A 13,559-nucleotide genomic window follows, 5' to 3' on the forward strand; every position below is an offset into this window, starting at 1 on the left:
TTTCAGGTACTAGCGAGTAACATCGTGGAGGTTCGAGTCCTCTCCTGGGCACCAAACACATAAAAAGCCGTTGCATTCGCAACGGCTTTTTTGTTTTCCAGGCCCGCGCACGCACACCCAAAAGAAAAAACGAGACCGCGCGCGATCTCGTTTTTCTGTCTGATGCCGTGGCGGCATGCGCACCGCAGTGCGCACACTCCCTGCGTTTCGTTTATTTGCGCAACAGCGTCTTGAGGACGTTCTGCAAACGGCGTGCGCTGGCCGCATCGCTGGGGCCTGCCAACACGCGCGCCACATCCTGCCCCCACGTCTGGGCTGGTGCGGGATCGTTGCGGCGTGTCAGCAGTTGCAGCTGCAGCATGCGCCGCGCAGCAATGTGCTCCGCCGGCGTTGGCGCCTCTGCCGCCATCTCCAGCCGCAACATGGCTTCTGCAGCATCACCCTTGGGCGCCGCAGACAACGCCTGGGTCCAGGCGCTGCGCACCGACGCAGTCACACCCGAGCCCAGTTCTTGCGCACCGGGCACCAGCGCTGCGTCGCGCTTTTCCCAGGCGGTCAGCAACTGGGTCAGCGCTTCCCCATGGGCCTGGGCCGCTAGTTTCTTCAGCGCCAGCTGCGCATGCTCCATCGCCTCGCGCTGGGCACGGAATGCCGTGTCGCCCAGGCGCGGACCACGATCCTCGAACGCAGGGCGATCACCAAAGCGGCCTCCCCGGTCACCACGATCCCCCATACGGCCATCCGCACGCGGGCCGCGGGCACCCTCACGGTCGCCCGGACGGCCATCGCGGCGATCACCGGGTCGAGCACTCCGGCCAGGAGCCGCCGGAGCGTCCTTCTTCATGCCGGGGCGGTCATCCCCGCGCACCGCCACCACGGGCCGCGCGGCAGGCTTGGGAGCTGCAGGCGTTGCGGGGGCCGCAGCCGCTGCATCGCCACCTTCTACCGCCTCCGTACCACCCTCGGCCGCGGCTGGCGCCGCAACCGACTGCGCTTCAGCCTGCGACTGAGCGTCCTTGTTGGCCGTGGCAACGGCTTCCGCCGCCTGGGCCTGGCCGCGCAACGCGGCTTCCAGCGCCTGCATGGCAGCGCGAATCTGCTGCGCATCACCGGTGGCATTGGCGGCCTCCAGGGCCTTGGACGCGTCCAGCACCACGCGGTCCCGCGCACTCAGTTCAGTGACAGCGCGCTCGCGGTCCGCGGACTTGCGGTTGAACGCCTCATCAATGGGCTTGCGGAAGGCATCCCACAACTTCTGTTCGTGCTTGCGATCCAGAGGCACCGTCTGGGCTTCTGCCTGCCAGCGCTGCTGCAGCGCCTTGACGGCATCGATGCGCAGCGAAGGCGCAGCGCCCAGTGCCGTGGCTTCTTCGATCATTGCGTGGCGACGTGCCAGGCTTTCTTTCTGCGCAGCCTCCAGCGGCGCTGCGGCCAGAGCGATCGCCTGCTTCCACAGGGGCTGGAGCTCGGCAAAGATTTTTTCACCCACATGGCCGCCTTCGCGCCAGCGGTCGCCGAACTGATACAGCGCGCGGTTGATGGCCTTCCAGTCGCCCGACGCAGCATGCTCCTGCGCCCAGGCCTTGACCTCTTCGATCAGCGCGAGGCGCTGGGCCTTGTGCTCAGCCGCTTCAGCACGGATCTTGTCCAGCCAGGCCTCGACCACCTTGTGCGCAGCATTGCAGGCCTCGTCAAATTTCTTCCACAGCGCGTGGTTGGGCGCACCGCCCTGGTCCGCCTGCTTCCATTGCTCACGGAGGCTGCGCAGAGTCTCCTGCATCTTGCGGCCACCCAAGGCCTGGCCTTCGGGGCGGTTGAGCAGCGCTTCGGCCTTGGCCACCAGCTCTTCACGCACCTGGTCGGCACTCCAGCGTTGCCAGCCTTCCAGCTCACCGGCAGCCACCAGAGCCGTGTGCACCTGTTGCTCCAGCGCGTTGTCAATGTGCTTGCCATGTACCTTGAGCACGGCGCGCAGCGCAGCGGCAGCGCCGGCACTGGCCTTGCCGTGGCCTTCGGCCGTTTCTTTCTCCAGCGTCGCCAAGGCATCGCGCACCAGTTGGTGGGCTTTTTCAATCACCTCCGGCGCCACCTTTGGCTTGGCAGCACGCGCGGGCTTGCCGGCAGCGGCAGAAGCGGCGGCCGCCTCAGAAGCCGCAGTGGGCAAGCCACGCGCAGTGCGCAGTTCGTCCGCCCACACCGGCACAGGTGGCAGGGGTGCAGCAGCATCCTCTGCGGCAGCGGCCGCTTGCGCCACGGCAGGCTGGAAAGCTTCCCACACCACCAGCAGCTGAGTGCGCGAGGCATCGAGCAACGGCGGAAACCGGGCCTCCACACTCGCCCAGCTGGCATCACCCGTAAGCTCCTGGGCCTGCTCCTGCCAGCGCGCGACATCGGCGCGCAGCAGTTCGAGCGCAGCCTGCGCATCGCGCCAGGGCTTGGTCGAGAGCACTTCGATGCGCTGCGCCAGCAGCACAGCCGCCTCGCGCTGCACCTGGACACGGTGCTGCAGGTCTTCGATGACCTTCACGCGGTCGGCCAGCTGTACCTTGAGCAGGGACAACGGCTCACGCGACAACGGGGCACCAGCCTTGGCGGCATCCCGCTGCCAAGCCAGGGCATCTGCAATATTGAGCTTGGGGGCCGCCAGCAGGGCCTGGGCTTTTTCAGCCCATTCGGCCGCAATGGCCTCCTGCCCCTTGGCGCGACGGATTTCGTCCAGGCGTTCGCGCACGGCGCGGGCCGCGCCCTTGTCACGTCCGCTCAACTCCTTGAACACCTCTTGCAGTTGCTCTGGCGATGGCTGAGTGGCCAGCCAGTCGCGGATGCGAGAGGCGCGCTCGCCCGATGTGGCGGCAGAAAAAGCGCCACCAGTCAGCGCATCGAGCGGATGCGGCTCATGGGTTTTGGCCGGGGCCGGATTCACTTCAGGTGCGTCGGACATTTTGCTGCGGGAAAAAAATGGAAACATGGATCCAATGGATTACGAAGGCATCCCGGGCGCAGAGCCCGGAGCCGTGCCCGAACGACCGCGCCAAGCGCGCGCCAGGGCAACAAAAGGGCTATTTTCACCGGATTGGGCCAGAGGCCGTAGCGGCTTGCCTCCTCCACACCTGCAGGGTGATCTGGAGCAAGGCCCGGCGAGGATGTCGCCCGGCAATCCGGGCGAAGGGTCGCCGCTCTAGGGAACAGCCCCCATTATCTATATATAAGACTGTGCCGCCCACCCACAAGGCGACACACCAATAAGAAAGCCCGACGAGCAGTGCCTGAAGGGCCTGCCCGCCGGGCTTGACGGCTGACACAACGGTCTTTGCCATCGGTCGCGATGCGGAGAGAAAGGTCCGCATGGCGCGGAGGCAAGGTATTGCCTCCAGGGGTTGCCATGGAAGCGGCATCTGCTGCACCTTGGCACTGAATGTCCTCGGAGGGAGACTTCGCTTCGTCTGGCGATGCCTGAAATCTACAGGCGCCTCCACCATATCAAACTCGCTTCGCCAACTCAAATCGGATTCTCAATGGCGGCGAAAAGCCCGATTGAATTTGACATGCGGATGTCAGCTGCAGCACGGCGGCTCCCAAAGAAAAACAGCGCTTGGCTCAGAAAAACTGTGATTTTTTACAGATTTTTCATAATTTTTATGTCTTAAATAGTTAATTGTTAGTATTGACTATGCATTTAGTGAGCTTCTAGAATCCGCCAGCCCCAAAAACGGGGCTAGTACAAACCCCAATCGCTGCCGAACCCGGCTAAGTCAATCCAGGGCGCCAAGCACTCCACAGACGTGCAGCCCGGACTTGATGGCGTACCAATCCAGGCGATCTGCCAGCAAAGCACCGTCCACCGCGACTGCCCCGCTCCGCCGGCCCGCCTCAGAAAGGAAGAGCTATGACAGCGTCAGGAAAAATAGTCTCCGGCGTGCGAACTTTCGCAGCCGACGTGACCGAAGGTTTTCTTGAAATCACCCACAACAGCTTTGCCCTCATCGGCCTGGCCGTTGCCTTTGTCGTCATTGCACTCACAGCACGGCCCGATCTGCGCCAGGCAGGTGAAGAGCAACTGATGAACTGGCTGCAAGCCCGCCAGGTAGAAATGCTGGGCATGCCCATCGAGCCCGAAGCCAGCGAGCGCGCTACGGCAGTGAACCCCAAAGACCTGCCCAAAGAGCAGGCTGCCGTGGCCTTCTGGCTCAGCAAGAAGTACCGTGTGGCGCCAGAGCCCCTCAGCGCCCTGGTCGCCGAGGCCTACGAGATTGGCACCCGCGCCAAGATCGACCCCACGCTGATCCTGGCCATCATGGCCATCGAATCGAGCTTCAACCCGTTTGCCGAAAGCGCTGTGGGCGCCCAAGGACTGATGCAGGTGATGACCCGCGTGCACACCGACAAGTACCAGAACTTTGGCGGCCACTTTGCTGCCTTTGACCCGGTGAGCAACCTGCGGGTCGGTGTGAAGGTGCTGCAAGAGTGCATCGCCCGCGCAGGATCGCTCGAAGGTGGCCTGCGCTTTTATGTGGGCGCGGGCAACATGGCCGACGACGGTGGCTACGCCGCCAAGGTGATGGCGGAACATTTCCGCCTGCGCCAGGTGGCCGGTGGTCGCGCAGTGCCCTTCAATCCCCCTCCCTCCCTGTCTACCCAGGCTCCTGTGCAGAGCATCCCTGCAGCAGCACCTCGCACCCCAGCACCGGCTGCGGTCAGCGACAAGGTGGCGTTGCTGACACCGGGCCTGTAACAGGCAGGCTCCCGGCGCCCAGGCAACGACCTTGGCCTCCGGCGGTTTCGGCGGTGTAGCAGCAGTGCCGTGTCGGCTACACTAACGGGGTACGCGACTGGCGATAGGCGCTGCATTCCGCCACTGGATGCAGCCGCTGACGTGGAAACCAGCAAGAACCTACTTCTTGTGAACCACTGGGAAGCGTGCCGCAGGGGCCCTACCCCATGCGTTCAGCCGTTCGCCTGGGCAGCCCTTGTTTCAAGGGACACAAGTTCATAGGACTGCCAATCATGTACGACCGCAAAATTCTTGTCGAACAAACCGACCCCGAGCTGTTTGCCGCCATCCAGGCCGAAAACGCCCGCCAAGAACACCACATCGAGCTGATCGCCAGCGAGAACTACGCCTCCCCCGCCGTGATGTGGGCGCAAGGCACCCAGCTCACCAACAAATACGCCGAAGGCTACCCCGGCAAGCGCTACTACGGTGGCTGCGAGCATGTGGACGTGGCCGAGCAGCTGGCCATCGACCGCGTGAAGAAGATCTTCGGCGCCGATGCTGCCAACGTGCAGCCCCACTGCGGCGCGTCGGCCAACGAGGCCGTGTTCCTAGCCTTCCTCAAGCCCGGCGACACCATCATGGGCATGAGCCTGGCCGAAGGCGGTCACCTGACCCATGGCATGCCGCTGAACATGTCGGGCAAGTGGTTCAATGTGGTCAGCTACGGTCTGGACAAGAACGAAGCCATCGACTACGACGCGATGGAAGCCAAGGCCCGCGAACACAAGCCCAAGCTGATCGTGGCCGGAGCCTCTGCCTACAGCCTGCACATCGATTTCGCCCGCTTTGCGAAGGTCGCCAAGGAAATCGGCGCGATCTTCATGGTGGACATGGCCCACTACGCCGGCCTGATCGCTGCGGGCGTGTACCCCAACCCCGTGCCCCATGCTGACGTGGTGACATCGACCACGCACAAGAGCCTGCGCGGCCCCCGTGGCGGCATCATCCTGATGAAGGCCGAACACGAGAAAGCCATCAACAGCGCCATCTTCCCCGGCCTGCAAGGCGGCCCGCTGATGCACGTGATCGCAGCCAAGGCCGTGGCCTTCAAGGAAGCGATGCAGCCCGAGTTCAAGGCCTACCAGGAGCAAGTGGCCAAGAACGCCAAGGTGGTGGCCGAGACGCTGACCGCACGCGGCCTGCGAATCGTGTCCGGCGGCACCCAAAGCCACGTGATGCTGGTGGACCTGCGCGCCAAGGGCATCACCGGCAAGGAGGCCGAGGCCGTGCTGGGCGCCGCCCACATGACCATCAACAAGAACGCCATCCCCAACGACCCTGAAAAGCCGATGGTGACCAGCGGCGTGCGCATTGGGACCCCCGCCATGACCACGCGCGGCTTCAAGGAAGAAGAAGCCCGCATCACGGCCAACCTGATCGCCGACGTGCTGGACAACCCCCGCGACGAAGCCAACATCGCCGCCGTGCGCGCCAAGGTCAACGCACTGACCGCACGTTTCCCGGTCTACCGCTAAACAAGCCGGTTCTCTGCGCCCATGAAGTGCCCCTTCTGCAGCCACCTCGAAACGCAAGTCGTTGAAACGCGGGTGTCTGAGGATGGAGTCTTCATCCGCCGCCGCCGCCAGTGCGGCGCGTGCGACAAGCGCTTCACCACCTACGAGCGGCCGGAAGTGAACTTCCCGGCCATCGTCAAGAAGGACGGCCGGCGCATTGAATACGACCGCAGCAAGCTGCTGGGCTCGTTCAACCTGGCATTGCGCAAGCGGCCCGTGAGCACCGACCAGATCGACAGCGCCATCGAACGCATCGAAGAAAAGCTGCTCAACCTGGGCCAGCGCGAGGTGATCTCCAGCCGCATCGGCGAGCTGGTGATGCGCGAGCTCAAGAAGCTCGACAAGGTGGCCTACATCCGCTTTGCCAGCGTGTACCGCAGCTTTGAAGACATCGACGACTTCCGCGCCATGGTCGATGAAGTGCGCAAGTAGCGCGCGCACGTTGGGCCAGCCCCTGCTGTAACGCCCGCCCTTTCCCGTCATGAGCCCCACGCGGCTAATTGGTCTGTGCGATGCGGTTCTGCAGCCACCGGTCCGCTGTGCATCCTCACCGCTTCGGCCGTAGCCTCTGCACAAGTCGCACAAGCTACTTTGTGAAAGCTATTAATTTCATAGCTATTACGGCATGATGCACTGGCGCTTCAGGCGATTTTTGCATCAAAACGGCTCTACCACACGCCAGCAAGCACCACGAAGCTACCTGACAATACGCGCGGTGAAAACCCGCCATTTCCTGCAGCTGGTGCTGCTGTCTGCCCTGTGGGGCGCTTCCTTTCTTTTCATTCGCGTCGCCAGTCCGGTGCTGGGCCCCAATGTGATGGCCGCCCTGCGCATTGGCCTGGCCACGCTCACGCTGATGGGCATCATGCGCTGGGCGGGTGAGCCCTGGCCCTGGCGCCACTGGCGAGAGCTGCTGGGGCTGGGCACGCTGACGGTGGCAGCGCCTTTTCTGCTGTACGCCTGGGCGGCCCTGCACCTGCCAGCGGGCTACAGCTCGCTGCTCAACACCATGGCCGTGCCGTTTGGAGTGATCGCTGCGGCGTGGATGAAGGAAGACACGCTGAGCGCACGCAAATGGGCCGGCTGCCTCTGCGGCTTTGCCGGGGTGGCGCTGATCGTGCAGTTGGGTCCCGTCGAGCCCAACTCAGCGGTACTGCTTGCGGCAGGCGCATGCGTGACCGCGGCAGCGTGCTACGGCCTGTCTCTCACCTGGATGAAGCGTGCGACGAAACGCATGTCGCCGTTGTCCATCGCAGCAGGCATCCACGCAGCGGCCCTGGTGCTGCTGCTGCCCGGTGCGGCGTGGACCTTGCCCACCGCACGCTTCACTCCAGAAGCGCTGGCCGCCGTGGCCGTGATGGGCATCGTGACCTCGGGCCTGGCGTATTGGCTCAACCTGCGGGTGCTGAAGCATGTCTCGCCCGTGGCCGCCATGAGTTCCGCTTTCATGATCCCGCTGTTTGGTGTGGCCTGGGGCCATATCTTTCTGGGTGAGGCCCTGGGGCCCGGCATGCTCTGGGGCGGCGCGCTGGTGCTGGTGGCGACCGGGCTGGTCACCGGCTTCAACCCGCTGCAATGGCTGGGCGCGCTGCGACGCACAGCCGACTAGTGTGGTGTTGCGCGCTGGATGGCACATTGAAAACCGATGGATTTTTGGTCAGGGCAAGGCGCAAACCGCAGCGATACCCGAAGGTATCGCGAGGATTTGCAACGCAGCCCTGGCCGAAAAGACGCGGTTTTTAAGTGCCAGATAGCGTGCAACACCACACTAGGCCCCTCCGGGCGATGGTGCCCGGTGGACACGGCTCAGCGCGCAGCGGGCGCAACACGGGTGATGCGGTTGGTAGCAGGCGGTGCCACCGGACTCTGCAGCCGGAAGTAGGCCTCCAGCGCATCCAGGTCCAGTTCGCCCACGCGCCGGTCCTGGCCCTGCGTCAGCACCGTGAAGTTGTCACCACCGCTGTCCAGAAAACTGCTCATGACCACGCGCACTGACTGCGTATCGGTCACCGGCGCACCATTCAGCACCATGTGGCTGATGCGCCCCCCGGCGGGCTGGCTCAGGTCGTAGCGGTAGCTGAAGCCGCTGGACACCGACAGCACCCGGGGCCGCTGCACCGTATTGCCGCCGCTGGCAAACTGCTGCTCCAGCACAGCGCGGATCTGCGCGCCCGTGAAGGTCTTGATCACCAGCTGGTTGCCAAAAGGTTGCACGGCATACAGCTGGCCGTAACGCACCAGCCCTTGTTCATCCGGCACCAGGTCCGCACGCAGGCCGCCCGGGTTCATGAACGACAACTGCGCGCCACCATCTTCGGGCGCCCGCGTGGCCAGCAGCTGTGCGTCTGCCACCAGATTGCCCAACACGCTCTCCAAAGCCGCATTGGGCTGGCGGCGCATGGCCCCCTGGGCCTGGCCCACCGGGCGCTGGGCCAGCGGAATGGCGGCGGCGCGGTAGGTATCGATGATCTTCTGCACGCCAGGGTCCGCAGGAAACGTCGGCACGGCAGTGGTCAGCGGCACAGGCCCCTGGGCGCCCGTGAAGGCCTCGCCTTGCACCACCACATTGCGCGCCGTTTTACGGACCACGCGGCGGGTCTGCGTGTCCACGCGCAGCTGAATGTCGGTGAGCAGCGTGCCGTACTGGCCTGCGCTGGTCAGCAAGAAGGGTTTGGCCGGGTTCACGCGGCTGTAGTCGCACACATAGGCCTGGTGCGTGTGGCCGGAGACCACCACATCTACGGCCGGGTCCAGGCGCTCCAGGATGGGCACGATGTCGCCCGACAGGCCTGCGCAGCTGGTCTCCTGCACGCCCGCTGTGGTGCCACCACCTTCATGGATGGCCACCACGATCACATCGGCGCCCTGGGCCTTGAGCTGCGGAATCAGCGCATTGGCCGTGGCCGCTTCGTCCTCAAACCGCAGCCCGGCCACGCCCGACGGGCTGACCATGGTGGGTGTGGCCTGCAGCGTGAGACCGATAAACCCCATGGTGACGGTGACACCGCCTTCTGTGAACCGCTTGAGCCCCGTGGCGGGCAACAGGGTACGGCCGTCCTCGCGCAGCGTGTTGGCGGCCAGCAGGCCGAACTTTGCACCCTCGAACGGTTTGCTGATGCGGCAGGGCTCGCGCGAGGTGAATTTTTCGCAGCCGCCGTTCTGCAGGCGCAACAGCTCACGCCAGCCCCGGTCAAACTCGTGGTTGCCGACCGCATTGAAGTCGATCTGCATGCGGTTGACCGCCTCGATGGTGGGTTCGTCCAGGAACAACGACGACACCAGCGGCGAGGCGCCCACCATGTCACCCGCAGACACGACCGCATGGTGCGGCGACTGGGCCTTGAGGGCGGCCATGGCGCTGGCAAAGTAGGCCATGCCCCCAGCAGGCGCCAGCACCGGGCCTTCCGGCCCTTGCACCCGGTGCGCCATGTGGGGCGGCTCCAGGTTGCCGTGGAGGTCGTTGAAGCCGATGAGGGTGATGTCGATGTGGGCCGGCGCGCTGCCCGCCGCAGGGGCGGTGGGCGAAATGGGTGTCATGCCACCACAGCCAGCCAGCCACAGCGGTACAACCAAGGCGGCCAACGCCCGGCAACGGAAGGCCCGGAACAAGCGGTTGCTCATACAGACGCACCGCCCCTGGGACGGTGGGAGTTGGTGTTACAGAAACGAGGCCTGGATCGGCGGCACAGGGGGCACCACGTCGCCACACTGGGCGCGGTGGCGCAGCGCGTGCTCCATCACCACCAGCGCCAGAAGCGCTTCGGCAATCGGCGCGGCCCGGATGCCCACACAGGGGTCGTGGCGGCCCTTGGTGATCACTTCGGTGCTCTTGCCATGGATGTCGATGGACTCGCGCGGGCTGATGATGGAGCTGGTGGGCTTGATGGCGATGCTCACCTCCAGGTCCTGGCCCGTGCTGATACCGCCGAGCACGCCACCGGCGTTGTTGGTGCGGAAGCCCTGTGGCGTCATGGAGTCGCCGTGCATGGTGCCCCGGTGGGCCACGCTGGCAAAGCCTGCACCAATCTCCACGCCCTTCACGGCATTCAAACCCATCATGGCGTGGGCAATGTCGGCGTCGAGCTTGTCGTACAGCGGCTCGCCCAGGCCCACCGGCACGCCCGTGGCCTGCACCCGGATACGCGCGCCGCACGAGTCACCGGCCTTGCGCAGGGCGTCCATGTAATCCTCGTACTGCTGCACGTCGGCCACGGGGGCGAAGAAGGGGTTGCTGCGCACATGGTCCCAGCTCTCGAACGGGATGGGCAATTCGCCCAGCTGGGTCATGCAGGCGCGGAACTCGGCGCCATATTGCTGCGCCAGCCACTTCTTGGCCACGGCGCCTGCGGCCACCGTGGGCGCCGTCAGGCGGGCGGAAGACCGGCCGCCGCCGCGCGGGTCGCGGATGCCGTACTTGTGCCAGTAGGTGTAATCAGCATGGCCCGGACGGAAGCTCTCGGCGATGTTGCTGTAGTCCTTGCTGCGCTGATCGGTGTTGCGGATCAGCAGGGCAATGGGGGTGCCGGTGGTCTTGCCCTCGTACACGCCCGACAGGATCTCCACCGCATCGGGCTCGTTGCGCTGCGTGACGTGGCGGCTGGTGCCAGGGCGGCGCCGGTCCAGGTCGGTCTGGATGTCGGCCTCGGTGAGGGGCATGCCGGGCGGGCAGCCGTCAATCACGCAGCCAATGGCCGGGCCGTGGGATTCACCAAAGTTGGTGACTGCGAATAGGGTACCGATGGTGTTGCCGCTCATGGGGCGGGATTATCCCAGAGCTCCCGGGGAGCCCCGAGCAGCAACACCGGTTTGCTGCGGCGCACCACCACGCACCACAGGCATATTCCGCTGCGCCAAGGTACGCAGGGGCCGAATATCGGGGGCGTGGCGCCGAGGCACGGGCATGACATATCTCGCTTGGCAGGCCCCTGAGCGCTTGTTAGCATGTAACCATCGATTTCTGGGATCTACATGCCCGCCCTCGCGCCCCCCTCTCCGGGTCCAACATCTCCGTCCCGCACCCTTTTGACTGCCACCCTGGCAGACGCGCCCCTTCGCCGGGCGCTGGATGCCAGCGACAACGCCGTGGTGATGACCAACAGTTCCAAGCGTGTGGTGTATGTCAACGAAGGGTTTACACGCCTGTTTGGCTACCAGCCCGCGGAGGTGCTGGGCAAGCTGTTGAGCGAGGTCTTGCTGGGCCCCCACTCTGACCCGGACCTGCTCGAAAGCATCCGGGGCAATGTGCTGGCGCAGGGCAGTTTTCATGGAGACACCCTGCTGTACAGCAAGGCGGGGCAACCCCGCTGGGTGTCGCTGGTCATCAATGCGTCCGACGAAAGCTCGGGCGGACCGGGGGGCAGCATCTCGATCCTGACCGACATCACGCTCACCAAAATGCACGAGGTGCTGCAGACGCATGTGCTGGAGGGCATGGTCAACGAGTTGCCCCTGCACGAGCTGATGGCCCTGGTCTGCCGCGAGGTGGAGCGCATTGCGCCCGAGGTCACCGCCACCATCCTGGCGGTGGATGCCCAGGGCCGACTGCACCCACTGGCAGCCCCCAGCCTGCCCGCCAGCATCAGCCGTGCGCTGGACGGACTGGCCATTGGCCCTACCGCAGGGTCATGTGGCACCGCAGCTTTCCGCAACGAGCCCGTAGTGGTCACCGACATGGCGACGGACCCGCTCTGGGACGACTACCGGGAACTGTTTGCCCCGAGCGGAATGCGCGCCTGCTGGTCCAGCCCGATCCGCGACCACCGGGGCCAGCCGATTGGCACCTTTGCGTTCTACTTCCGCGAGCCACGCGCGCCCGACGCGTTGCACCAGCGCCTGGTCGATGTGTGCCTGCACCTGTGCGCATTGGCCATTGAGCGCGACAGCACGCACCAGCGCATCCACCAGCTGGCGTTTTTTGATGTACTCACGGGCTTGCCCAACCGCGCCCTGTTTCGCACCAGCGCAGAGCGCGCGTTGGGTGACCTGCGCCGGGGCAACCACACAGGTGCCCTGCTGTTCCTGGACCTCGACCGGTTCAAACAGGTCAACGACACCCAGGGGCATGCCGCTGGCGATGCGCTGCTGAGCGAGGTGGCCCAGCGCCTCACGCAAGGCCTGCGCGCCCGCGACCTGATCGCCCGCCTGTCAGGCGACGAATTCGTGCTGCTGCTCTCCGAATGCACCACCGAACAGGCCGTGCAAAGTGCCCACCGTCTGCTGCACGACATTGCCCAGCCGCTGGACATTTTTGGGCAGACGCATGTGCCACACGCGAGCCTCGGCATTGCGATGTTTCCCAACGATGGGGACACCATCGACACCCTGCTGCGCCATGCCGACCAGGCCATGCACCAGGCGAAGAGCGACCACCGCCACAGCCTGCAGTTGTTCAGCGCCGAGATGAACCGCCGAGCCCAGGAGCGCGCCTCGCTGGAGCGCGCGCTGCAACAGGCGCTGTCAGACCGCAGCCTCATGCTGCACTACCAGCCGCAGGTGCTCAGCAGTTCTCCCGGCACGTTGCACGGGGTGGAGGCGTTGGCGCGCTGGAACCACCCGCAGTGGGGCATGGTGCCGCCGTCGCAGTTCATCCCTGTGGCGGAGGACGCCGGGCTGATCCATGAGCTGACCCTGTGGCTGCTGGACGAAGCCTGCCGCCAGCTGGCGGCCTGGCGCGCTGCGGGCCACGATGTGCCTTGTGTCGCCGTCAACCTCTCGGGCCGCAGCTTTCACCGGCCGGAGTTTGCGCAGGAGATCAGCGGCGCACTGCAACGCCACGGCCTGCGCGCCAGCGATGTGCTGCTGGAGATCACGGAGAGCGTGATGATGGATGCGCGGCCCGTCACGCTGCAGAACATCGAGGCCCTGCACCACCAGGGCTTCAAGCTGTCGCTCGATGACTTTGGCACCGGCTACTCCAGCCTGAGCTACCTGCACCGCCTGCCCATCAGCGAACTCAAGCTCGACATGGCTTTCGTTCAGGACCTCACCACCAGCGCCACCGCGCGCGCCCTCACGGTGTCGGTACTGAGCATCGCCCACAGCCTGGGCATGGTGGTGGTGGCCGAAGGGGTGGAGACCACCGGCCAGCAGCAGTGGCTGCAGGCGCACGGCTGCCCGGTGATGCAGGGTTACCTGTTTGGCAAACCGCTACCACCCGATGAGATCGAAGCCTGGCTCTGCGCACAGGCGCCGCGCCCCTATCGCTGATGTGGCTCGGAGCACATCGGTGGTGCCCCGTCAGGGCCTGGGCCTTGAGCATCAGGCCCTGGCCA

At 65.2% G+C, this 13,559-nt stretch carries 8 protein-coding genes and 1 riboswitch; of the genes, 5 read left to right on the forward strand and 3 right to left on the reverse strand.

Annotation, left to right across the window (positions count from 1 at the left end; translation table 11 throughout):
* Nucleotides 1-211: 211 nt before the first annotated feature.
* On the reverse strand, nt 212-2,968 hold the full coding sequence (locus ACODSM_RS21610) for a DUF349 domain-containing protein (protein ID WP_488806859.1): 2,757 nt from the start codon (nt 2,966-2,968) through the stop codon (nt 212-214).
* Between the two features lie 918 nt (nt 2,969-3,886).
* Here ACODSM_RS21610 and ACODSM_RS21615 point away from each other — a divergent pair.
* The 4 genes from ACODSM_RS21615 to ACODSM_RS21630 all read left to right on the forward strand — a co-directional run bounded on the left by ACODSM_RS21615 (nt 3,887) and on the right by ACODSM_RS21630 (nt 7,897).
* A complete protein-coding gene (locus ACODSM_RS21615) occupies nt 3,887-4,732 on the forward strand; it encodes a lytic transglycosylase domain-containing protein (RefSeq protein ID WP_060987343.1) in 846 nt (281 codons plus the stop codon).
* Nucleotides 4,733-4,815: 83 nt separating this feature from the next.
* A riboswitch (ZMP/ZTP riboswitch) is annotated at nt 4,816-4,969 on the forward strand.
* Nucleotides 4,970-5,004: 35 nt separating this feature from the next.
* The gene (glyA, locus tag ACODSM_RS21620) at nt 5,005-6,249 is read left to right on the forward strand and encodes a serine hydroxymethyltransferase (RefSeq protein WP_110959082.1); all 1,245 of its coding nucleotides are present in this window, start codon (nt 5,005-5,007) and stop codon (nt 6,247-6,249) included.
* Nucleotides 6,250-6,270: 21 nt separating this feature from the next.
* A complete protein-coding gene (gene nrdR, locus ACODSM_RS21625; RefSeq protein WP_015013541.1) occupies nt 6,271-6,720 on the forward strand; it encodes a transcriptional regulator NrdR in 450 nt (149 codons plus the stop codon).
* A gap of 274 nt (nt 6,721-6,994) precedes the next feature.
* Nucleotides 6,995-7,897 carry a DMT family transporter gene (locus ACODSM_RS21630; protein ID WP_291445784.1) on the forward strand — a complete coding sequence of 301 codons (903 nt, stop codon included), beginning with the start codon at nt 6,995-6,997 and terminating at the stop codon, nt 7,895-7,897.
* A gap of 197 nt (nt 7,898-8,094) precedes the next feature.
* Here ACODSM_RS21630 and ACODSM_RS21635 read toward each other — a convergent pair whose 3' ends face one another.
* A complete protein-coding gene (locus tag ACODSM_RS21635; protein WP_488806860.1) occupies nt 8,095-9,909 on the reverse strand; it encodes a bifunctional metallophosphatase/5'-nucleotidase in 1,815 nt (604 codons plus the stop codon).
* A 36-nt stretch (nt 9,910-9,945) separates the two neighbouring features.
* Nucleotides 9,946-11,043 (reverse strand): chorismate synthase, encoded by a 1,098-nt coding sequence (aroC, locus tag ACODSM_RS21640; RefSeq protein WP_209820360.1) that lies wholly within the window; start codon nt 11,041-11,043, stop codon nt 9,946-9,948.
* A 267-nt stretch (nt 11,044-11,310) separates the two neighbouring features.
* Here aroC and ACODSM_RS21645 point away from each other — a divergent pair, with 267 nt between their 5' ends.
* The gene (locus tag ACODSM_RS21645) at nt 11,311-13,494 is read left to right on the forward strand and encodes a sensor domain-containing protein (RefSeq protein WP_488806861.1); all 2,184 of its coding nucleotides are present in this window, start codon (nt 11,311-11,313) and stop codon (nt 13,492-13,494) included.
* Nucleotides 13,495-13,559: the final 65 nt, after the last annotated feature.

This window comes from Acidovorax sp. FG42 (assembly GCF_057809195.1).